The organism is Streptomyces sp. NPDC002032 (assembly GCF_042890765.1).
In the GTDB taxonomy this organism is placed as follows: domain Bacteria; phylum Actinomycetota; class Actinomycetes; order Streptomycetales; family Streptomycetaceae; genus Streptomyces.
On record NZ_JBIASM010000008.1, the window covers coordinates 36,326 to 56,348 of the forward strand.

The 20,023-nt window shown below is 71.5% G+C and carries 23 protein-coding genes; 16 read left to right on the forward strand and 7 right to left on the reverse strand.

The genetic code is table 11. The features are described from left to right. Nucleotides 1-13: 13 nt before the first annotated feature. A complete protein-coding gene (locus ACFYYT_RS19815; protein ID WP_351818067.1) occupies nt 14-487 on the forward strand; it encodes a hypothetical protein in 474 nt (157 codons plus the stop codon). On the opposite strand, the gene ACFYYT_RS19820 is transcribed toward ACFYYT_RS19815, so the two are convergent. The 4 genes from ACFYYT_RS19820 to ACFYYT_RS19835 all read right to left on the reverse strand — a co-directional run bounded on the left by ACFYYT_RS19820 (nt 475) and on the right by ACFYYT_RS19835 (nt 3,897). Beyond that, nucleotides 475-2,073, reverse strand: coding sequence for an FAD-dependent monooxygenase (locus tag ACFYYT_RS19820; RefSeq protein ID WP_351818064.1), 1,599 nt, complete (start codon nt 2,071-2,073; stop codon nt 475-477). The genes ACFYYT_RS19815 and ACFYYT_RS19820 overlap by 13 nt on opposite strands. A 39-nt stretch (nt 2,074-2,112) precedes the next feature. Next, complete coding sequence (locus tag ACFYYT_RS19825; RefSeq protein ID WP_351818061.1) at nt 2,113-2,850, reverse strand: Mut7-C RNAse domain-containing protein; 738 nt, start codon at nt 2,848-2,850, stop codon at nt 2,113-2,115. A 109-nt stretch (nt 2,851-2,959) separates the two neighbouring features. Further along, complete coding sequence (locus ACFYYT_RS19830) at nt 2,960-3,463, reverse strand: GNAT family N-acetyltransferase (protein WP_351818058.1); 504 nt, start codon at nt 3,461-3,463, stop codon at nt 2,960-2,962. Continuing rightward, the gene (locus tag ACFYYT_RS19835; protein WP_030232110.1) at nt 3,460-3,897 is read right to left on the reverse strand and encodes a hypothetical protein; all 438 of its coding nucleotides are present in this window, start codon (nt 3,895-3,897) and stop codon (nt 3,460-3,462) included. The genes ACFYYT_RS19830 and ACFYYT_RS19835 overlap by 4 nt, the downstream gene beginning before the upstream one ends. Nucleotides 3,898-4,213: 316 nt before the next feature. Between ACFYYT_RS19835 and hemL the strand changes: the two genes are divergently transcribed. From hemL to ccsB, 7 genes are all read left to right on the forward strand, one after another. Then, entirely contained in the window at nt 4,214-5,536 is a 1,323-nt protein-coding gene (hemL, locus tag ACFYYT_RS19840; RefSeq protein ID WP_351818052.1) for a glutamate-1-semialdehyde 2,1-aminomutase, read from the forward strand. Further along, nucleotides 5,533-6,207, forward strand: a complete 675-nt coding sequence (locus ACFYYT_RS19845) for a histidine phosphatase family protein (protein ID WP_351818049.1) — start codon at nt 5,533-5,535, stop codon at nt 6,205-6,207. Before hemL ends, ACFYYT_RS19845 begins: the two co-directional genes overlap by 4 nt. Before the next feature lie 189 nt (nt 6,208-6,396). Next, nucleotides 6,397-7,617 (forward strand): hypothetical protein, encoded by a 1,221-nt coding sequence (locus ACFYYT_RS19850; protein WP_351818178.1) that lies wholly within the window; start codon nt 6,397-6,399, stop codon nt 7,615-7,617. 86 nt (nt 7,618-7,703) lie between these two features. After that, on the forward strand, nt 7,704-8,336 hold the full coding sequence (locus tag ACFYYT_RS19855) for a TlpA disulfide reductase family protein (RefSeq protein ID WP_351818046.1): 633 nt from the start codon (nt 7,704-7,706) through the stop codon (nt 8,334-8,336). 82 nt (nt 8,337-8,418) lie between these two features. Further along, the gene (locus ACFYYT_RS19860; RefSeq protein ID WP_351818175.1) at nt 8,419-9,117 is read left to right on the forward strand and encodes a cytochrome c biogenesis protein CcdA; all 699 of its coding nucleotides are present in this window, start codon (nt 8,419-8,421) and stop codon (nt 9,115-9,117) included. Between the two features lie 14 nt (nt 9,118-9,131). Beyond that, entirely contained in the window at nt 9,132-10,847 is a 1,716-nt protein-coding gene (locus ACFYYT_RS19865) for a cytochrome c biogenesis protein ResB (protein ID WP_351818043.1), read from the forward strand. After that, nucleotides 10,844-11,926, forward strand: coding sequence for a c-type cytochrome biogenesis protein CcsB (gene ccsB, locus ACFYYT_RS19870; RefSeq protein WP_351818040.1), 1,083 nt, complete (start codon nt 10,844-10,846; stop codon nt 11,924-11,926). The genes ACFYYT_RS19865 and ccsB overlap by 4 nt, the downstream gene beginning before the upstream one ends. A gap of 79 nt (nt 11,927-12,005) precedes the next feature. On the opposite strand, the gene ACFYYT_RS19875 is transcribed toward ccsB, so the two are convergent. Continuing rightward, the gene (locus ACFYYT_RS19875) at nt 12,006-12,563 is read right to left on the reverse strand and encodes a hypothetical protein (protein WP_351818037.1); all 558 of its coding nucleotides are present in this window, start codon (nt 12,561-12,563) and stop codon (nt 12,006-12,008) included. 79 nt (nt 12,564-12,642) lie between these two features. Next, nucleotides 12,643-12,969, reverse strand: coding sequence for a PLD nuclease N-terminal domain-containing protein (locus ACFYYT_RS19880; protein ID WP_351818034.1), 327 nt, complete (start codon nt 12,967-12,969; stop codon nt 12,643-12,645). Between the two features lie 90 nt (nt 12,970-13,059). Between ACFYYT_RS19880 and ACFYYT_RS19885 the strand changes: the two genes are divergently transcribed. The 4 genes from ACFYYT_RS19885 to ACFYYT_RS19900 all read left to right on the forward strand — a co-directional run bounded on the left by ACFYYT_RS19885 (nt 13,060) and on the right by ACFYYT_RS19900 (nt 16,682). Further along, nucleotides 13,060-14,517, forward strand: coding sequence for a menaquinone biosynthesis decarboxylase (locus ACFYYT_RS19885; protein WP_351818031.1), 1,458 nt, complete (start codon nt 13,060-13,062; stop codon nt 14,515-14,517). Then, nucleotides 14,514-14,999, forward strand: a complete 486-nt coding sequence (locus tag ACFYYT_RS19890; protein ID WP_351818028.1) for a hypothetical protein — start codon at nt 14,514-14,516, stop codon at nt 14,997-14,999. Before ACFYYT_RS19885 ends, ACFYYT_RS19890 begins: the two co-directional genes overlap by 4 nt. Continuing rightward, nucleotides 14,996-15,919: a menaquinone biosynthesis prenyltransferase MqnP gene (gene mqnP / locus ACFYYT_RS19895; protein WP_351818025.1), complete on the forward strand. Its 924-nt coding sequence runs from the start codon at nt 14,996-14,998 to the stop codon at nt 15,917-15,919. Before ACFYYT_RS19890 ends, mqnP begins: the two co-directional genes overlap by 4 nt. Before the next feature lie 79 nt (nt 15,920-15,998). After that, nucleotides 15,999-16,682, forward strand: a complete 684-nt coding sequence (locus ACFYYT_RS19900; RefSeq protein ID WP_351818022.1) for a UbiX family flavin prenyltransferase — start codon at nt 15,999-16,001, stop codon at nt 16,680-16,682. Here ACFYYT_RS19900 and ACFYYT_RS19905 read toward each other — a convergent pair. Beyond that, on the reverse strand, nt 16,679-16,813 hold the full coding sequence (locus tag ACFYYT_RS19905) for a hypothetical protein (RefSeq protein WP_351818019.1): 135 nt from the start codon (nt 16,811-16,813) through the stop codon (nt 16,679-16,681). The genes ACFYYT_RS19900 and ACFYYT_RS19905 overlap by 4 nt on opposite strands. A gap of 121 nt (nt 16,814-16,934) precedes the next feature. Here ACFYYT_RS19905 and ACFYYT_RS19910 point away from each other — a divergent pair, with 121 nt between their 5' ends. The 4 genes from ACFYYT_RS19910 (at nt 16,935) to ACFYYT_RS19925 (ending at nt 19,632) form a co-directional block, all read left to right on the forward strand. Beyond that, the gene (locus ACFYYT_RS19910; RefSeq protein ID WP_351818016.1) at nt 16,935-17,390 is read left to right on the forward strand and encodes an Lrp/AsnC family transcriptional regulator; all 456 of its coding nucleotides are present in this window, start codon (nt 16,935-16,937) and stop codon (nt 17,388-17,390) included. Between the two features lie 55 nt (nt 17,391-17,445). Then, complete coding sequence (gene mqnE / locus ACFYYT_RS19915; protein WP_351818013.1) at nt 17,446-18,609, forward strand: aminofutalosine synthase MqnE; 1,164 nt, start codon at nt 17,446-17,448, stop codon at nt 18,607-18,609. Between the two features lie 106 nt (nt 18,610-18,715). Further along, entirely contained in the window at nt 18,716-19,240 is a 525-nt protein-coding gene (locus tag ACFYYT_RS19920; RefSeq protein WP_351818010.1) for a GNAT family N-acetyltransferase, read from the forward strand. A gap of 122 nt (nt 19,241-19,362) precedes the next feature. Further along, entirely contained in the window at nt 19,363-19,632 is a 270-nt protein-coding gene (locus ACFYYT_RS19925; protein WP_385315231.1) for a DUF4229 domain-containing protein, read from the forward strand. The last annotated feature ends 391 nt before the right edge of the window (nt 19,633-20,023 follow it).

Sequence of the window (20,023 nt, forward strand, 5' to 3'; positions counted from 1 at the left end):
GGAGGTGGTGGCGGTGCGCCGTGGTGCCGTACGCAGTGTGGTGGTGGCGGGCTTGTTGGTGCTGGCCGGGGCCGGGGCCGGGCCGGCGGGGGCGTGGGCCGGTCCGGAGGCGGACGTCGCCTACCACGGGCGGGTGTCCTTGGGGTACGGGCAGCTGAGGGTGTGGATGGTGCCGGAGAACGAGGGCCCGTCCGCGCTGGCGAACGCGACGGTGCGGGTGCGCCTGTCGGTGGACCTCGCGGACCGTCAGGAGCTGCCGGCGGGCTGCGCGCGGGCGGGGCAGCGCGAGGTGGTGTGCGAGACGGGCCCGCTGCCGGAGCACGGCAGGGGCCGGCACATCGGGCTGGCGCTGGCGCTGCGGGAGCGGCCGGCCGAGGTGGTGGTGCGCATCGACACGTGGTGGAACGGCGGCGCGACCGACCGCGACCGCGGCAACAACGAGCACGTGGTGCTGGCCCTGGACACGGGTGACGGTTACGCCTTCTGAGGTGGCGCCCCCGGGACGCGGGCGGGTGCGGGCAGCAGCCAGCCGTAGACGGCCGAGGCGAGTTCGGAGTCGGTGGCCCGCGGGGCGCTCCAGGCGATGTGGCCGTCGGGGCGTACGAGGATACAGGCGGTACGGGTGTCCGTGGCCCAGTGGCGGTGGGCGAGGGGGGCTCCGGGCGGGGCGGCCGCGCCGGGCGGGGTGACGAGGACGAAGCCGCCGGTGCGCAGGGCCTCGTAGAGCCGCTCCCCGCCGGCGAGGGCGAGGTCGGGGGCGCGGCGGCCCGCGGGGCTCGGGCGGTGGGTGCCGGGCGGCGGCGGGTAGGCGATGCCGATGCCGGAGACGATGCCGAGGGCGCGGTCCTGAGCGGGGCCGACGCGGGCCAGCAGGCTCGCGCCGAGTCCGCGGGCGGCGCGGCGGGCGGGGCCGTCGGCCATGACGGCGCGGACGAGGGCGCCGCTGACGCGCAGGACGGTGCGGCCGACGGGGTGGCGTTCGCGGTGGTAGCTGTCGAGGAGGGCCTCGGGGTCGGGGGTGCGGCCGTGCAGGACGGCGGCGAGCTTCCAGGAGAGGTTGGCGGCGTCCTGGATGCCGGTGTTCATGCCGAGGCCGCCGGCGGGGGAGTGGACGTGCGCGGCGTCGCCCGCGAGGAAGACGCGGCCCGCGCGGTAGTGGGGGACCTGGCGCTCGTCGCTGTGGAAGCGGGACATCCAGCGGGCGTCGTGCATGCCGTGGTCGGTGCCGAGGGCGTCGCGGAGGATGGCGCGCAGCTCGTCGAGGGCGACGGGGTCGGTGTCGGCGGCGCGGCCGTCGCGGCGCCAGCCGATGGCGCGGTACCAGCCGTCGCCGAAGGGGACGAGGAAGCCGAAGGCGTCGGCGCTGCCGTTGACGGCGAGGAGGTCTTCGGGCGGGTCGGTGAGGCGGACGTCGGCGAGGACCATGGAGCGGACGACGGCCTGGCCGGGAAAGGGCAGGCCGAGGGTCTGGCGGACGGTGGAGCGGACGCCGTCGGCGCCGACGACGTGGCGGGCGTGGATGCGGCGGGTGGGGCGGGTGGCTTCGGTGGCGTCCGGCGTGGCGGGGTGGACGTCGAGGGTGACGGTGTCCTGGTCCTGGAGCAGGCCGGTTACCTGACAGTCGTACTGGATGTGCACCCCTGTGGACAGCGCGCGGCGCTCCAGGAGTTTCTCTGTCTCATATTGGGGGGTGATGAGCACGAACGGATAGCGCGAGCGCAGGCGTTGGAGGGTGAGGGCAGTGGAACCGAAGGGGCGTAGGCGGTCGAGTCGGCGGCCGGTGGTGACGAGTTCGTCGGCGAGGCCGCGCGCGTCGAGCAGTTCGAGGGTGCGGGCGTGTACGGCGAAGGCGCGGGTGAGGTTGGCGGCCGTCCGCGGGCGTCGTTCGATGAGGGTGACGGAGAGTCCGGCGGCGGCGAGGTCGCCGGCGAGCAGGAGCCCGGTGGGTCCCGCGCCGACGACCGCGACGTCGACGATGTCCTGGCGGCCGCGGCCGTCCCGGTCTGCCGTGGTCGCCCTTGCTGCCGTTGCTGCCGTGGGTGCGGGCCTGGTGTCGTCGTCGGCGGCGGTCATGTCGGCAGAGTCTGCCAGCCGGGGCCCGCCGGGGGCGGGTTACGCGGCTGCGCCGCCACCGAATTCGGCCACGGCCTCGTTCACGATCCGCTCCAGGCGGGCGTGGTGGGCGCCCCGCCAGTAGACGCGCTCGCAGTCGGCGCACTGGGCGAAGACGTCGTAGGCGCGCTGCGTGCCGTGCTGGAGGCGGTCGCCGACGCTGTCCTTGTCGGCGGCGCGCAGGGAGCCGTTGCAGGCGGTGCAGCGGGTCCAGGGTGCGAGGGCGGGGGCGAACCGGCTCAGGATGTCGCGGAGTTGCTCGTCGGGGTTGTCGCTGTAGACGTACGCGCCGGCGAAGAGCTCGCGGCGCCGCAGCAGGCCGCGGTCGCGGGAGAGCAGGACGCGGCGTTCGGCGGCGGAGCGGGTGGCGAGGGCGGGGTCGCCGATGTCCTCGTTCTCGTAGGCGGCGTCGACGCCGAGGAGGCGCAGGCGGCGGGCGAGGGTGCCGAGGTGGACGTCGAGGAGGAAGCGCAGCGGCGCTTCGGGGACGCGCTGGGGGCGGTCCACGCCGAACACCTCGACGGACTGGCCGGCCCGGGGCACGTAGGAGACGGGCACCTCGTGGCCGTCGACGAGGAGGCGCCCGACCTCGGTGAGCGGGACGCCGGCCGCTTCGACGACGTGGCCGATGCTGGACGCGCCGTCGGTGGCGGTCGGTACGCGGTCCGCGCGCCGGCTGGGCGGGGCGAAGAGGCGCAGTTCGGGGGCGAGGGTGAGCTGAATGCCGGGACCGTTCACGGCCCCAGCATGCCATCGCGGGGGCGGGTGGCGCGGCTGAATAAGACGGTCGGGGCGGTGGGCCGGCCGTAGGCGTGCTGCACGGGGGAGAGGAGGCTGCCGAGGCCGGTCAGGGCGTCAGGGGGAGGTGCCAGTCGTTGCTGGGGTGGGGGGTGCCCGGGGGGTATTCGAAGTCGACCGGGCCCAGGCAGGTGAAGCCGGCCCGGCGGCAGACGGCGTTGGAGGCCGGGTGGCCGGTGCCGGGGAAGGCGTGCAGGGACCGGCGGGATCCGTGGGCGCGGACATGGCCGACGAGTTCCGCCAGCGCGGCCACCGCCAGGCCCCGGCCCTGGAACTCCGGGAGCACCGCCCAGCCAGCCTCGTACACCGGCTCGCCGCGCCACTCCCGTTCCCAGAACCCGATCGACCCGACCGTCTCCGGGCCCAGGTCGACCCGGAACATCCGGCCGGCGGCGGGCTCCCGCGCGCTCAGGGCCTCGTACCGCCGCTGCCGGTCGGTGAGCTTCTCCTCGGACTCCGGGCCGCCGAGGTGCGTGGTCATCTCCGGCGCGTTGCACCGCCGCAGCAGCGGGAAATCGTCCGCGGACCAGGGTTCCAGGCGTACGCCGGTCACGGCCAGACCAGGCAGTACGGCTGGTGGCCGGCCTCGTGGAGGCGATGGGAGAAGTCCTGCCATTCGTGCAGGAGCTGGTAGACGTTGAAGGCGTCGCGGGGACCGCCGCGGTCGGGGACCGTCGACCAGATGAACGCGGCCGCGCCGACGGACTCCTCGCCGACGCCGCGCAGCGGGTCGACCACCGTCATCGGCAGCTTGACCACCGCGTAGTCGGGATGCAGGACGACCAGTTCCAGCGGGGGCACCTTGTGCAGGGGTATGCCCTCGATGCCGGTCAGCACCATCGCGGCGACCGTCTCCGGCTTGATCTTGGTGAACATGCCGCCCATGCCGAGCTCGTCGCCGCCCAGCTCCTCCGGCCGCATGGTCTGCGGTACCCGGGCGGCCGTGGCGCCGTCGGGGGCGCCGAAGTACTTGTACGTCACTCCCATGCCGCGGCCCTTGGGGAGGCCGTCCTCACCGTCCTTGCCGTCGGGCGCCCGGGTGGGGGCCGGTACGGGATCGGCGGCCTCGGCTCCGCGGCGGCGGTGCTTGCCGCGGCGGGCTCGGGCGTCACGGGCGCGCTGCGGGTCCAGGCCGTCCGTGCCCTCGCCCGGTCCACCACCGCGTTGCATATCTCCACCCGACTGGTATTGCCTGCCCCGGCCCCGCGGCCCCCGCCACGCAGCCTGATCATCATGGCAGTGACCTCCCCCGCGGCGGCGCGGTGAAACGCCCGTCCGCAAGTCTGTCGCGGCCTCTGAGACCATGGCTGGTGTGAGCTACCCGTACCCGTATGAAGCCCCAGTTTCGCAGACGCTCTTCGAGCGCGCGTCCCTCGTGACCCCCGGCGGCGTGAACTCTCCCGTGCGCGCCTTCCGTGCCGTGGGCGGTACGCCCCGGTTCATGGTGTCCGGTACCGGTCCCTATCTGACCGATGCCGACGGGCGCGAGTACGTCGACCTCGTCTGCTCGTGGGGGCCGATGATTCTCGGCCACTCCCACCCCGAGGTGATCGAGGCCGTCCAGGCCGCGGTCGCCCGCGGCACCTCCTTCGGCACGCCCGGCGAGGGCGAGGTCGCGCTCGCCGAGGAGATCGTGGCCCGCGTCGCGCCGGTCGAGCAGGTGCGTCTGGTGTCCTCGGGCACCGAGGCGACCATGTCGGCGATCCGGCTGGCCCGTGGCTTCACCGGCCGCGCCAAGATCGTCAAGTTCGCCGGCTGCTACCACGGTCACGTCGACGCGCTGCTGGCCGCCGCCGGTTCCGGCCTGGCGACCTTCGCCCTGCCGGACACTCCCGGGGTGACCGGCGCGCAGGCCGGCGACACCATCGTGCTCCCCTACAACGACCTCGGCGCGGTGCGGGCGGCGTTCGCCGCGCACCCCGGCGAGATCGCCTGCGTCATCACCGAGGCGGCCCCCGGCAACATGGGCGTGGTCACCCCGGGCGAGGGCTTCAACCAGGGGCTGGCCGACCTGTGCCGGGAGAACGGCGCGCTCTACATCTCCGACGAGGTGATGACCGGATTCCGTACCTCCCGCGCGGGCTGGTACGGCGTGGACGGGGTCAGGCCCGACCTGATGACCTTCGGCAAGGTCATGGGCGGCGGCTTCCCGGCGGCGGCGTTCGGCGGCCGCGCTGACGTCATGGGCCACCTGGCCCCGGCCGGCCCGGTCTACCAGGCGGGCACGCTCTCCGGAAACCCGATCGCCACCGCGGCCGGTCTCGCGCAGCTGCGGCTGCTGGACGACGCGGCGTACGAGAAGGTCGACGCGGTCTCGCGGGAGATCCAGGGCCTGGTGACGGCGGCGCTGAGCAAGGAGGGCGTGGCGCACCGGCTGCAGACGGCCTCCAACATGTTCTCGGTGTTCTTCACCGAGGACGAGGTCCGCGATTACGACGACGCGAAGAAGCAGGAAGCATTCCGCTTCAACGGCTTCTTCCACTCGATGCTGGCGCAGGGCGTCTACCTGCCGCCGTCGGCGTTCGAGTCCTGGTTCGTGTCCACCGCCCACGACGAGCGCGCCGTCGAGCGCGTCGCGGCCGCGCTGCCCGCCGCCGCCCGAGCCGCCGCGGAGGCGACCGCATGAGCGACATCACCGTCGTCCACCTGATGCGCCACGGAGAGGTGCACAACCCGGACGGGGTGCTCTACGGGCGCCGGGCCGGGTACCACCTCTCGGAGCTGGGCCGGCAGATGGCCGACCGGGTCGCCGAGCACCTCCAGGACCGCGACGTCACGCACGTGGTGGCCTCCCCGCTGGAGCGGGCGCAGGAGACGGCCGCGCCGATCGCGAAGGTGCACGGCCTGGAGCTGGCGACGGACGGCCGGCTGATCGAGGCGGGCAACGTCTTCGAGGGCAAGACCTTCGGCGTCGGCGACGGCGCCCTGCGCAAGCCCGCGAACTGGAAGCACCTGACGAACCCGTTCAAGCCGTCGTGGGGCGAGCCGTACGTCGAGCAGGTCGTACGGATGATGAGCGCGATCGAGACGGCGCGGGACGCGGCGCGCGGGCACGAGGCGGTGGCGGTCAGCCACCAGCTGCCGATCTGGATCGTGCGGAGCTTCGCGGAGAAGCGCCGGCTGTGGCACGACCCGCGGCGCCGGCAGTGCACGCTGGCCTCGCTGACGTCGTTCACGTACCAGGGCGACAAGCTGGTGTCGGTGGGCTACAGCGAGCCGGCCCGGGACCTGGTCCCGGCGCACCTGCTGGCCGGGGCCAAGCCGGTGAAGGGCAAGTCGAAGGCCTTCGGGGCGTAGGGCCCGGCGGCCCCCGCCGGGAGTGCACGGGCCCTACCCCCGCCGGGGCCCGACCCCCGCCGGGGGCCGGGCCCGCGGGGCAAAGGCCGGTCATGGATTGGCTTTTTTTCATACAAGTTGTGCGCTGCAAGCCGTGTCGACGGTTCAATCCCACCTGATTGTCCGTTTATATGACGCTTCATGAGCGATGTGCGCGACTTCAGCCGAAGGGGAGTGCTCGCCCTCGGTGCCGCCGCCGCGATGGGGATCGCGGGCTGCGGTACCGGTGGAGGCGATTCCGGGCCGGGCAAGCACGGCCCGATGACCACCGGCACCGCCGCGCCGTCCCCCGCCCGGGTGATCGGTGACGGCTCCACCTCCGACACCGGACCCCAGCCGCACCAGCCGCCCCGGCCCGTGCCCCTGGAGCCCGGGCAGACCCCGCCGCAGTTCGTCGTCTTCAGCTGGGACGGCGCCGGGGAGATCGGCAACGGCCTCTTCCCCCGCTTCCTCAAGCTCGCCAAGGACCACGGCGCGGCGATGACCTTCTTCCTCTCCGGGCTGTACCTCCTCCCGGAGTCGAAGCGGGACCTCTACCACCCGCCCAACAATCCCGTCGGCGCCTCCGACATCGGGTACCTGAAGGACGAGAACGTCCGCAACACGCTCCACTTCGTCCGTCAGGCCTGGCTCGACGGCCACGAGGTGGGCACCCACTTCAACGGCCACTTCTGCGGCGGCTCCGGTTCCGTCGCCCACTGGAGCGCGGCCGACTGGCAGTCCGAGATCGACCAGGCCGTGTCCTTCGTCACCGAGTGGCGCACCAACACCGGCTTCACCGACCTCGAACCGCTCCCCTTCGACTACCGCAAGGAACTGACCGGCGCCCGCACCCCCTGTCTGCTCGGCCAGGAGAACCTGCTGCCGACCGCCGCCCGCCTCGGCTGGCGCTACGACTCCAGCTCGCCCGGCGGCCTGCAGCAGTGGCCGGTGAAGAAGGAGGGCGTCTGGGACCTGCCGCTCCAGTCGCTGCCGTTCCCGGGGCACGCGTTCGAGGTGCTGAGCATGGACTACAACATCCTCGCCAACCAGTCGCAGAACACCACCCGGGGCGTGCCCGCCAACTACCCGTCCTGGCGCTCGCAGGCCACGGCCACCTACCTCGGCGGCTTCCGCCGGGCCTACGAGACCAACCGGGCGCCCCTGTTCATCGGCAACCACTTCGAGGAATGGAACGGCGGCATCTACATGGACGCCGTCGAGGAGGCCCTCAAGGGCATGGCGGACAAAAAGGATGTACGTCTCGTATCGTTCCGGCAGTTCACCGACTGGCTGGACGTCCAGGACCAGAAACTGCTGGCCAGGCTGCGGTCCCTGGCCCCCGGTCAGGCCCCGGCCGGCGGCTGGGCCGCGTACCTCTCGGCCGTCTGAGCCGAGCCGACCGGTACTGACCAGCGCCTTAACACCCCTCCGGGGGGTGCGGAAGATCCGCAAATCGCTCATGCGAAACTTTTCACATGAGCCTTAGCCGCGCCCCCCGACGCCGCCGCTCGACCAGCGGCCGCGCCATCCTGCTGACCGCGGCGACCCTCGCGAGCGCCCTGACCCTCTCGGCGTGCGGCGACGGGGACAGCGGCAGCAAAGCCTCCGGGTCCGCCGGCGGCTACGTGACCGGCCCCAACGGCATCTCCACCGTGGCCAAGGGCGACCGCACGGACGCCCCCAAGCTGGACGGCGAGACCGTCGACGGCAAGACCCTCGACACCACCACCCTCAAGGGCAAGGTCGTCGTCCTCAACGTGTGGGGCTCCTGGTGCCCGCCCTGCCGGGCCGAGGCGCCGTACTTCGCGAAGGTCTCCAAGGAGCTGGCCGACGGCGGCAAGGACGTCGCCTTCGTCGGTCTCAACACCCGCGACACCAGCAAGCAGAACGCCGCCGGCTTCGAGGAGAACTTCGGGATCACCTACCCGAGCCTCTTCGACCCGGACGGGAAGCTGATGCTCCGCTTCCCCAAGGGCACGCTCAACCCGCAGTCCATCCCCTCCACGATCGTCCTCGACAAGGAGGGCAAGATCGCCGCCCGCACCCTCGTCGCGGTCAACGAGGAGCAGCTGCGCTCGATGATCGACCCGCTCCTCGCGGAGAAGTGACCTCGTGGTCGCCCCGTACCTCCTGGCCGCCGAAGTGACCGGCGTCAACAGCACCGTCCTGAGCGGCGGACTCCTGCTGGCCATGCCGATCGCCCTGCTCGCCGGTCTGGTCTCGTTCTTCTCGCCCTGTGTGCTCCCGCTGGTCCCCGGCTACCTGTCCTACGTGACCGGAGTCGGCGGGGCCGACCTCGCCGAGGCCCGGCGCGGCCGGATGGTGGCGGGCGCGGGCCTGTTCATCCTCGGCTTCACCGCCGTCTTCGTCTCCACCGGCGCGCTGTTCGGCTACTTCGGCTCCTCGCTCCAGGACAACAGGGAGATCATCTCCCGCGTCCTCGGCGGCCTCGTGATCGTCATGGGCTTCTTCTTCATGGGACTGATCCCGGGCCTGACGATGCGCGAGCTGCGCTTCCACCGGAAGCCCGCGGCGGGCCTGGTCGGCGCGCCCCTGCTCGGCGCGCTGTTCGGCGTCGGCTGGACGCCCTGCATGGGTCCGACGCTGGCCGCCGTCCAGACGCTGTCCATCAACCAGGCCAGCGCCGGCCGGGGCGCGCTGCTGACCGTCGTCTACTGCCTCGGTCTCGGCGTACCGTTCATCCTCGCCGCGATCGCGTTCCGCAAGGCGCTCGGCGCTTTCGGCTGGGTGAAGAAGCACTATGCGTGGGTGATGCGCATCGGCGGCGGCATGCTGATCGTGACCGGCCTGCTGCTCGTCACAGGAATGTGGGCCAGCATCGTCACCGGCATGCAGAGCTGGACCGACGGCTTCACGGTGGGGATCTGAGGGACTACAGGCACATGAGTACGACCGACAAGGCGTCCACCGAGGCGCCGCACGAGCCCGATCCCGCCGACGCGGCCGACGCCGCGGCCGGCGCGCAGCTGTCCACGGCCCCCCTGGAGGACTCGCCCACCGCCCCCGTCGGCATCGGCGTGCTCGGCTGGGCGCGCTGGTTCTGGCGGCAGCTCACCTCCATGCGGGTGGCGCTGATCCTCCTCTTCCTGCTCTCCCTGGGCTCCATCCCCGGCTCCCTCATCCCGCAGACCCAGGTCGACGCGATGAAGGTCGCGGAGTGGAAGAAGACCCACGAGTTCTGGGTCCCCGCCGCCGAGAAGCTCCAGCTCTTCGACGTCTACAGCTCGGTGTGGTTCTCCGCGATCTACATCCTGCTCTTCGTGTCGCTGATCGGCTGCATCGTCCCGCGCACCTGGCAGTTCGTCGGCCAGCTCACCGGCCGCCCGCCGGGTGCGCCCCGGCGCCTGGACCGGCTGCCGGCGTACGCGACGTGGCGTACGGGGGAGGACCCCGACGCGGTGCTCGCCTCGGCGAGGACGCTGCTGCGCGGGCGCCGCTTCCGTACGGAGGCGTCCGGGAACGCGGTGGCGGCCGAGAAGGGCTACCTGCGCGAGGCCGGGAACCTGGCCTTCCACATCGCCCTGATCGTGATGCTGGTGGCCTTCGCGGCCGGGCAGCTCTTCAAGTCCGAGGGCGGCAAGCTCGTCCTGCGCGGCAAGGGCTTCTCCAACACGCTCACCCAGTACGACGACTTCAAGTACGGCAGCCTCTTCTCCCCGGACGATCTGCCGCCGTTCTCGTTCACGCTGGACAAGTTCGACGCGACGTACGAGAAGAACGGCCCGCAGAAGGGCACCGCGCGCGACTTCAAGGCGTACGTGACCTACAGCGAGGGCGCCCACGGCGCGCCGCGGAAGTCGGAGATCGAGGTCAACAAGCCGCTGGAGATCGACGGCTCGAAGATCTTCCTGCTCGGCCACGGCTACGCGCCGGTCATCTCGGTGACCGACCCGGCCGGCAAGGTGATCTTCAAGGACGCCGTGCCGATGCTGCCCTTCGACGCGAACCTCAGCTCCTCCGGCGCGGTCAAGGTCCCGGACGGCTACCGCAACAAGAACGGCGACAAGGAACAGCTCGGCTTCAACGCCATGTTCGTGCCGACCTTCGCGGGCGAGGGCAAGGGCACGATGCTCTCGCAGTTCCCGGCGCTGGACTTCCCCGTCCTCGCGCTGAGCGCCTACCACGGCAGTCTGGGCGTGGACTCGGGCCTGCCGCAGAACGTGTACCAGCTGAACACCAGCAAGCTCCAGGAGTTCAAGGACGCCGACGGGAAGCTGTTCAAGAAGCGGCTGCTGCCCGGTGAGGCCATGGAGCTGCCCGGCGGCGAGGGGACCGTCAAGTTCGAGGGCATCGAGCGCTGGGCGACCTTCTCGGTCACCCGGCAGCCCGCCAGCGGGCTGGCCCTGGCGGGAGCGGTGGCCGCCATCGGCGGTCTGGCCGCGTCCCTGTTCATCCAGCGCCGCCGGGTCTGGGTCCGCGCGGTGCGCGGCGCGGACGGCGTGACCGTCGTCGAGATGGCGGGCCTGGGCCGCAGCGAGTCCGCGAAGCTGCCGGAGGAGCTGTCGGCGCTTTCGGCCGCCCTGTTCGAGCGGGCGCCCTCCGCGCCCGCCGCCGTACCCGAATCCGAAGATGAAGCCCACGAAGGAGAGCGCGCATGACGCTGCTCGCGGCCGCGACCAACGAGAGCCTGGCTGATCTCAGCAACAAGCTGGTGTACGCGTCGATGGCGGTCTACACGCTCGCCTTCTTCGCCCACATCACCGAATGGGTCTTCGGCAGCCGCAGCAAGGTGGGCCGTACGGCCGCCGCGCTGACGGCCGGCCGGGCCGGCGCGGCGCCCGCCGTGCAGGTGCGGACCAAGGGCGGCGGCACGGCCGTCCTGGACAAGCCGCAGGTCGTCACCCGCTCCGCCGCGGGCACCCGGGACGTCCCGGACGGTCCGGGGGCCGCGGGCGGCACCGAGAAGGGCGACCTGTACGGGCGCATCGCGGTCTCGCTGACGGTGCTCGGCTTCCTCATCGAGGCGGCGGGCGTGGTCTCCCGCGCCATGTCGGTGCAGCGGGCCCCCTGGGGCAACATGTACGAGTTCTCGGTGACCTTCTCCACGGTGGCCGTCGGCGCGTACCTGGCCCTGCTGGCGCTGAAGAAGAACGTCCGCTGGCTCGGCCTGATCCTGATCACGACGGTCCTGCTGGACCTCGGCATCGCCACGACCTGGCTCTACACCGCCAGTGACCAGCTGGTCCCGGCCCTGCACTCGTACTGGCTGTGGATCCACGTCTCGACCGCCATCTTCTGTGGCGCGGTCTTCTACATCGGCGCGGCGGGCGCGGTGCTCTACCTCTTCCGCGACAGCTACGAGAGCCACCTGGAGGCCGGCCGCACCGTGGGCCGCTTCCGTTCCTCGGTGATGGAGCGGCTGCCCTCGGCGGCCTCGCTCGACAAGTTCTCGTACCGCATCAACGCGGCGGTGTTCCCGCTGTGGACGTTCACCATCGTCGCGGGCGCGATCTGGGCGGGCGACGCCTGGGGCCGCTACTGGGGCTGGGACCCCAAGGAGGTCTGGTCGTTCGTGACGTGGGTGGCGTACGCCTGCTACCTGCACGCACGGGCCACGGCGGGCTGGAAGGGGCGCAAGGCGGCGTACCTGGCGCTGTTCGCGTTCGCCTGCTGGATCTGGAACTACTACGGCGTGAACATCCTGCTCAGCGGCAAGCACTCGTACGCGGGCGTCTAGTCCCGGCGGCGGACCGGCCCCGGCGGGGGACCGGCCCGAGCGGCGGACGACCCCGGACCGGCCCCGGCCGGCGCGCGGCCTACGCGTCCTTCTCCAGGACGTAGGCGGCGCGCCGGCCGGGGCCGGTCCCGTTGTCGAGGAAGAAGTACAGCTCCAGCGACTTGCGGGCGTCGCGGCGCAGTTCGAAGGTCCAGGAGTAGCGGCCGGGCGCCTTGGTGACGGTCCCGGCGCGGGTGGCGGTGCCGGTCGCGGCGGGCAGGACCAGGCGCAGGTGCTGGCCGAAGTTGCGGCCCGCGTCGCGGGCGTCGGTCAGCCGCCAGCGGGCGGGGCCGCTGAGCCGCCAGCCGGCGGCGTAGTCGCCCTCCTGGCCGTCGAGGAGGGTGACGGAGGCGCTGCCGTCGGCGCGGAAGACGATCGCGGTGCCGTCGACGCAGTGCCAGGTGCCGACGATCTCGTTGAGGTCGGCGTCGTAGACGGCGGGCACGGGGGGAGCGGCGTAGTGCCGCGGGCTGCCCCCGGTCATGGCGAGCAGGGCGCAGGCGAGCACTCCGTAGGCGAGGAGGTTGCGCAGGATCGTGTCGACGATCCGCGGCCCGCTCCGCGCGGGGGTCCGTGACGGTGCCCGTGACAGTCGCATGGGCTCATTCTGGCAGCCGACTTGAACGCGTTCAATCAGCTTTTGCGTCACATTTTGCCGCGCCGCGGGCGCGGCGCCCTCAGTCCTTGTCCTTGTCCCTCTCGTCCTTCTTCTCGCCCTTCTTCTCGTCGTTCCTCTCGCGCTCCTCGCGCAGCGAGTTCAAGAACTCCGGGTTGTCGTCCGGGGCCACCCACTGGGTGCGCCCGGCGCGACCGCCGCCCACGCCGGTGCGCTTCTTGCCCGCGAACAGCCACACCACCGGCCCGACGATCGAGAACAGCAGGATGATGATCACCCACACCACCTTCGGGAGGTGCTTGACCTCCTCCTCGGGGGTGTTCAGACAGTCGATGAAGGTGTAGATGGTCAGCGCGAGGATCAGCAGGAACGGCAGATAGCGCAGCACGGTGTGGGACCGACTCCCAGGCAGTGGCGGCGGGCCCGCGCGGGGCCCCGGTGACGTCCCCAGGGTAGTTGGTGACGGATACTGGGCCCCATGGCTTACGACGATCTCCGCTCGCTGCTCCGGGCTCTGGAGCGGGAGGGCGACCTCAAGCGCATCAAGGCCGAAGTCGACCCGTACCTGGAGATCGGGGAGATCGTCGACAGAGTGAACAAGGCCGGCGGTCCGGCCCTGCTCTTCGAGAACGTCAGGGGCGCGGCGATGCCGCTGGCCATGAACGTCTTCGGGACCGACCGCCGCCTCCTGAAGGCCCTCGGCCTGAAGTCCTACGCCGAGATCAGCGAGAAGATCGGCGGCCTGCTGAAGCCGGAGCTGCCCCAGGGCTTCATCGGCGTCCGCGAGGCCTTCGGCAAGCTCGGCTCGATGGTGCACGTACCGCCGAAGAAGGTGAAGGGCGAGTCCGCGCCCGTCCAGGAGGTCGTCCTCACCGGCGACGACGTGGACCTGGACCAGCTGCCGGCCCTCTTCACCTGGCCCAAGGACGGCGGCGACTTCTTCAACCTGGGCCTCACGCACACCAAGCACCCCGAGACGGGCGTGCGCAACCTCGGCCTCTACCGCCTCCAGCGCCACGACAAGCGCACCATCGGCATGCACTGGCAGATCCACAAGGACAGCCGCAACCACTACGCCGTCGCCGCCGCGCGCGGCGAGCGGCTGCCGGTCGCGATCGCCTTCGGCTGCCCGCCCGCCGTGACCTACGCCTCCACGGCGCCGCTGCCGGGCGACATCGACGAGTACCTCTTCGCCGGGTTCGTCGCGGGCAAGCGCATCGAGATGGTCGACTGCAAGACGGTCCCGCTCCAGGTGCCGGCCAACGCCGAGGTCGTCATCGAGGGCTGGCTGGAGCCCGGCGAGATGCTCCCCGAGGGACCCTTCGGCGACCACACCGGCTTCTACACCCCGCAGGAACCCTTCCCCGCGCTGAAGATCGACTGCGTGACGATGCGCAAGCGCCCGCTGCTCCAGTCCATCGTCGTCGGCCGTCCGCCGACCGAGGACGGGCCGCTGGGCCGCGCGACGGAACGCTTCTTCCTGCCCCTGCTCAAGATCATCGTGCCGGACATCGTGGACTACCACCTGCCCGAGTCGGGCGGCTTCCACAACTGCGCGATCGTCTCGATCGACAAGAAGTACCCCAAGCACGCGCAGAAGGTCATGCACGCCATCTGGGGCGCCCACATGATGTCGCTGACCAAGCTGATCATCGTGGTGGACAAGGACTGCGACGTCCACGACCTGCACGAGGTGTCCTGGCGGGCCCTGGGCAACACCGACTACTCCCGCGACCTGACGGTCGTCGAGGGGCCGGTGGACCACCTCGACCACGCCTCGTACCAGCAGTTCTGGGGCGGCAAGGCGGGCATCGACGCCACGAAGAAACTGCCGGAGGAGGGTTACACGCGCGACGGCGGCTGGCCCGACATGGTGGAGTCCGATCCCGCGACGGCGGCCCTCGTGGACCGCCGCTGGAAGGAGTACGGCCTGTGAGCCCCATCGCCGTGGGCGGTCCCGCCCTCTTCATCGGCAGCGACACCCCGTGCGTCGCGCTGGTGCGCCCCGAGATCGACCCGGCCCAGCCGGCGGTCCGCGAGGCAGCCGAGCGCGCCGGAGTCACCCCCGAGGAGTTCGCCGGACCGTCGGACCTGTGGCAGCTGATCGCCGACCGCACCGACGGAGAGGGCCGCGAGATCGCCCTGAACGACCTCTCCACCGCCGACGCCGCCGATTTCGCCGACCGGATGCTCGCCGCGATCGCCGACCCGGAGGCCGAGTTCTCCCTCGTGCTGACCGTGGCCGCGCACGACGTGCTGCGGCTGGACGGCCGCCCGGCCGGCGAGGGCTTCGCCTTCCTGGCCGGCGTCGTCCCGCCGCCCTCCGAGGGAACGCCCCCGCTGGAGGTGGAGATCGGCCCGCAGTCCGTCGCCGACCTGCGCGCCGAACTCGAACAGTTCCGGAGGTCCCTCGGATGACGTCGGCCGCCGAGGGAGTCCTCGGATCCGGACCGGCCCCGCAGGCCGGCGGCAAGGTGAAGGCGTTCCTGCGGCTCGTGATGATCGAGCACTCGGTCTTCGCGCTGCCCTTCGCCTACATCGCTGCGCTCACCGCCATGTTCCGGCTGGACGGGACGGTCCACTGGGGCACGCTGCTGCTCGTCACGGTGTGCATGGTGGGCCTGCGGACCTTCGCCATGGCCGCGAACCGGATCATCGACCGGGAGATCGACTCCCGCAACCCCCGCACCGCCGGGCGCGAACTGGTCACCGGCGCGGTGTCCGTGCGGACGGCGTGGACGGGGGCCGGGGTCGCGCTCGTGGTGTTCCTCGGCTCGGCGGCGCTGCTGAACCCGCTCTGCCTGATGCTGGCGCCGATCGCCGTCGTGCCGATGGTCGTGTACCCGTACGGCAAGCGGTTCACGGACTTCCCGCACGCCATCCTGGGCCTGGCCCAGGCGATGGGCCCGATCGGCGCCTGGCTGGCCGTCACCGGTGAGTGGTCCTGGGACGCGGTCATCCTGGGCCTGGCCGTCGGCGTGTGGATCGGCGGCTTCGACCTGATCTTCGGCTGCCAGGACGTGGCGGCGGACCGCGCGGAGGGCGTGCGCTCGGTCCCCGCGCGCTTCGGGATCCCGGCCGCCCTGTGGGGCGCGCGCGGGGCGCACGTGGTGACCACCGCGCTCCTGGCCTGGTACGCCGTCGCCACGGACGCGGGTCCGCTGTTCTGGTGCGGACTGCTGGTCGTCGTGGGGGCGTTCCTCTACGAGCACACCATCGTCAAGCCGCACGACCTGTCCCGGCTGAACCGGGCCTTCTTCACGGTGAACGGCTTCATCGGCATCGCGCTGTTCGTGTGCGCGCTGGCGGACCTGGTGACGCGGGGCCTCAGGGGCTGACACCGCTCCGTCCCACCCCCTGGGACGGGCGGTCACCTAACCGAGTGCCGACGCTGTGTGGCCGGATAGTCTCGGAGGTATGACTGAGCGCAAGCGCACCCCGTGGGTGGTCGGGGTTTCCGGGGCCTCCGGGACGCCGTACGCGGCGGCGGTGATCCGCGGGCTGCTGGCGGCGGGCGAGGACGTGGACCTGGTGGTCAGCCGCGCCTCGCGGCTGACCCTGCTGGACGAGACGGGGATCGCCTTCCGGGACGCGCACTGGCGGGAGGACCTCGCCGAGTGGCTGGGCCGGGGGGCCGACGGGAAGCCGGGCACCTTCGGGGCACCGGTTCTGGACGACGTCCGGTACTGGGGAGCGGGGGACCTGGCGGCCGGTCCGAGCTCGGGCTCGTACCCCGTGAAGGGGATGCTGATCGTCCCGGCTTCGACGGCGTGCGTGGCCGGCGTGGCGCTGGGGCTGTCGAAGGACCTGCTCCAGCGCGTCGCGAGCGTGACGCTCAAGGAGCGGCGCCGGCTGGTGGTCGCGGTGCGGGAGACCCCGCTGAACGGGCAGACGCTCAGGCATCTGGTGGCGCTGGACGAGGCGGGCGCGATCGTGCTGCCCGCCTCCCCGGCGTTCTACGCGGGTGCGACGCACATCCAGGACCTGGTTGATTTCGTCGCGGGGCGGGTGCTCGACGCGGCAGGGGTGCCGCATCGGCTGTACCGCCGGTGGGAGGGGGAGCTTGGCAGCGCCCGCCCCCGTGGCCAGTCCGGTGACTAGCGCTTCTTGGCGCCGCTCGGCTTGCGGGTCTTGTCGACCCGGTGCGCGGCGGACGGCTGGTCGGTGCGGGATCGGTTGGCCAGCTCCTGGAGCTGTCGCATGTGCGCGTAGGCCATCTCGATCGTGTACACGGTGAACCACTCCTGAAGATCGTCATTGATCTGTTGAAAGATTCACAGGGTGTTGACCCTGTGTGCCTTAGATTCTATACCTAGACTTGCAGGATCGCCGAATAATGGAAGGCTCCACGTAATGGACACGGTGGACAGGCAGCTCATCCAGGCACTTCGCGAGAACGGTCGTGCCTCGTACGCGGAGCTGGGCCGTCTCGTGGGCCTCTCCGGCCCCAGCGTCACCGACCGGATCAACCGCCTGGAGACGGCGGGCGTGATCACCGGCTACCGCGCGACCGTGGACTCGGCCTCGCTCGGCCTCGGCGTCACCGCGCTGATCGGCATCTCCCTCTCCGACGCCGCGGACCACGAGGACGTGGCGCGCCGGCTGCGCGACCTGGCCGAGATCGAGGACTGCTGGTTCATCGCCGGTGACGACTCCTTCATGCTGAAGGTCCGCGCCAGCGACGTCGACGGCCTGGAGAAGATCATCCGCAGGCTGTCCGGCACCAAGGGCGTCTCGCGCACCCGCACCACGATCGTGCTCTCCACGAAGTGGGAGAACCGGGTCGGGGAGCTGCCCGAGGAGGGCTGAGAGTACGGTGGGTGGCGGTTGCACGCAGGACGGGACACATAGAGGAGACACCGGCATGGACGCTGGGCTCAAGCGCGAGCTGGAGGAGAAGGTCCGCTCCGGCGAGCGGCTGACGCGTGAGGACGGCATCGCCCTCTACGAGTCGGACGACCTGGCCTGGCTGGGCGGACTCGCCCACGAGGTGCGCACGCGCAAGAACGGCGACGTCGTCCACTTCAACGTCAACCGCCACCTCAACATGACGAACGTGTGCACCGCCTCCTGTGCGTACTGCTCGTTCCAGCGCAAGCCGGGCGAGAAGGACGCGTACACGATGCGCATCGAGGAAGCCGTCCGCCTGGCCAAGGCCATGGAGAACGAGAACCTCACCGAGCTGCACATCGTCAACGGCCTGCACCCCACCCTGCCGTGGCGGTACTACCCGCGCTCCCTGTCCGCCCTCAAGGAGGCGCTGCCGAACGTCTCGCTGAAGGCGTTCACGGCCACCGAGATCCACCACTTCGAGACGATCTCCGGCCTCTCGGCCTCCGAGATCCTCGACGAGCTGATCGACGCCGGCCTGGAGTCCCTCACCGGCGGCGGCGCGGAGATCTTCGACTGGGAGGTCCGCCAGCACATCGTGGACCACCGCACGCACTGGGAGGACTGGTCGCGCATCCACCGCCTGGCGCACGAGAAGGGCCTCAAGACCCCCTCGACGATGCTCTACGGGCACATCGAGGAGCCGCGCCACCGCGTGGACCACGTCCTGCGGCTGCGCGAGCTCCAGGACGAGACCGGCGGCTTCCAGGTCTTCATCCCGCTGCGCTACCAGCACGACTTCGTGGACATGCAGGACGGCAAGGTCCGCAACAAGCTCCAGGCGCGCACGACGATGGCGACCGGCGCGGAGGCCCTGAAGACCTTCGCGGTCTCGCGCCTGCTCTTCGACAACGTCCCGCACGTCAAGGTCTTCTGGGTGATGCACGGCGTGCAGACCGCCCAGCTCGCGCTCCAGCATGGCGCGGACGACATGGACGGCTCGGTCGTCGAGTACAAGATCACGCACGACGCGGACAACTACGGCACGCCGAACAAGCTGGGCCGTGACGACCTGCTGGAGCTGATCCGCGAGGCGGGCTTCCGCCCGGTCGAGCGGAACACGCGCTACGAGATCATCCGCGAGTACCCCGGCCCCGAGGCGGGCCTGCGCGAGTCGCCGCAGGCGATGCGCGTCTGACGCCGGCCCGTGCGGCGGGCGTGACGGAACCCCGGTCCCTCGCGGACCGGGGTTTTTCGTTGCCCGGCGGTTGTCATCGGCCAGTTGTAATAGATAAGCTGCCGTAATGACCCTTACGTTTACCTTCGATCCGGTGATCGGCCCCGCCCTGCGCGACGGCATCGCGGACCTGTGGACCGAGGTCTCCAACGCGGGTGGCGCGGTCGGCTTCGTGCCGCCCGTCACCCGCGACGACATCCGGCCCGAGCTGGTCAAGCACCTGGCCGCCCTGGCCGAGGGGCGCAACCGGCTGCTGGTCGGCCACGACGGGCGCGGCCGGGTCGCCGCCGTCGCCTTCCTCACCCTCAACACCCACCGGCTCCAGAAGCACTGGGTGTGGGCGTACACCGTCATGGTCGCCCCCGCCCTCCAGGGCCGGGGCGCCGGCCGGGAGCTGATGGCCGCCCTCGCCGACGCGGCGCGCTCGATGGAGGGCATCGAAGCCGTCCGGCTGACCTGCCGGGGCGGCCTCGGGCTGGAGCACTTCTACGCGGCGTGCGGGTACAAGGAAGTCGGCCGGGTGCCCGACGCCATCCGCGTCGCCCCCGGCGACGACCGCGACGACATCACGATGCTGCTGCCGCTGCACTGACCCCGGCGGCCCGGAGCGGGGGCCGGGCGTGCTTCACTGGACGGGCACGTGCCGACGTAGACGACGAGAGAGAAGGGGTCACCGTGTCCCTCAAGCCGAGCGCGACGATCCGCTACACCGCGATGCGCCTGGGCATCTTCGTCGGATGCCTGGTGCTGGTGGCCGTTCTGGTCAAGCTGGGGGCCGTGCCCTCCGCGCTGGGCGACGCCAACCCCGCCTGGATCGTGCTGCTGGCCCTGGTGCTCTCCGCCCCGCTCTCCTTCGTCCTGCTGCGCAAGCAGCGTGACGAGATGTCGGCGCAGATCTCCGGCCGCGTCGCGGGCGCGAAGGAGAAGCTGGCCGAGAACCGCAGCCAGGAGGACGCGGCTGACGACGCCGCCCGCGTGAGCTGACCGCTCCACCTGACCGCAGGCCCCGCGGGTCTGCCGCGGACCGTCGGAGTCTGACCGGAACTCTTTCTTCCGGTTGGCTTTCTCACACACCCGCCCCGCATCACCGACGACACACCGCCCCGGCGCCGGGAACTCCACCCGCCACGCCGGGGCTTCGGCGTTCCCGGGCTTCCGCGCGTCCTCCACGCCGCCCAACCGCGCCCCAACCGCGCCCCAACCCAAAGAACGCCTTTGAGATTCTCAAAGCAGAAGTGTTAGCGTGTTCAACATGTCGACCCCAGCCGTGCCCCCGATGACCGCGAGCGTCCCGCTCGTGGCGCGCCTGCACGTCGACCTCTGCCGCCGCGTGTCCGCGGCCTGTTGCTGTTGAGCTGAACCGCTTCAGCAGCGG

Bases quoted from the DNA above. Each gene is read 5' to 3' on its own strand.
- ACFYYT_RS19820 (WP_351818064.1), bottom strand. From the start codon at position 2,073: ATGACCGCCGCCGACGACGACACCAGGCCCGCACCCACGGCAGCAACG.
- ACFYYT_RS19835 (WP_030232110.1), bottom strand. From the start codon at position 3,897: ATGGGAGTGACGTACAAGTACTTCGGCGCCCCCGACGGCGCCACGGCC.
- hemL (WP_351818052.1), top strand. From the start codon at position 4,214: ATGGCTGGTGTGAGCTACCCGTACCCGTATGAAGCCCCAGTTTCGCAG.
- ACFYYT_RS19845 (WP_351818049.1), top strand. From the start codon at position 5,533: ATGAGCGACATCACCGTCGTCCACCTGATGCGCCACGGAGAGGTGCAC.
- ACFYYT_RS19855 (WP_351818046.1), top strand. From the start codon at position 7,704: ATGAGCCTTAGCCGCGCCCCCCGACGCCGCCGCTCGACCAGCGGCCGC.
- ACFYYT_RS19860 (WP_351818175.1), top strand. From the start codon at position 8,419: ATGCCGATCGCCCTGCTCGCCGGTCTGGTCTCGTTCTTCTCGCCCTGT.
- ACFYYT_RS19865 (WP_351818043.1), top strand. From the start codon at position 9,132: ATGAGTACGACCGACAAGGCGTCCACCGAGGCGCCGCACGAGCCCGAT.
- ccsB (WP_351818040.1), top strand. From the start codon at position 10,844: ATGACGCTGCTCGCGGCCGCGACCAACGAGAGCCTGGCTGATCTCAGC.
- ACFYYT_RS19875 (WP_351818037.1), bottom strand. From the start codon at position 12,563: ATGCGACTGTCACGGGCACCGTCACGGACCCCCGCGCGGAGCGGGCCG.
- ACFYYT_RS19885 (WP_351818031.1), top strand. From the start codon at position 13,060: ATGGCTTACGACGATCTCCGCTCGCTGCTCCGGGCTCTGGAGCGGGAG.
- mqnP (WP_351818025.1), top strand. From the start codon at position 14,996: ATGACGTCGGCCGCCGAGGGAGTCCTCGGATCCGGACCGGCCCCGCAG.
- ACFYYT_RS19900 (WP_351818022.1), top strand. From the start codon at position 15,999: ATGACTGAGCGCAAGCGCACCCCGTGGGTGGTCGGGGTTTCCGGGGCC.
- ACFYYT_RS19910 (WP_351818016.1), top strand. From the start codon at position 16,935: ATGGACACGGTGGACAGGCAGCTCATCCAGGCACTTCGCGAGAACGGT.
- mqnE (WP_351818013.1), top strand. From the start codon at position 17,446: ATGGACGCTGGGCTCAAGCGCGAGCTGGAGGAGAAGGTCCGCTCCGGC.
- ACFYYT_RS19920 (WP_351818010.1), top strand. From the start codon at position 18,716: ATGACCCTTACGTTTACCTTCGATCCGGTGATCGGCCCCGCCCTGCGC.
- ACFYYT_RS19925 (WP_385315231.1), top strand. From the start codon at position 19,363: ATGCGCCTGGGCATCTTCGTCGGATGCCTGGTGCTGGTGGCCGTTCTG.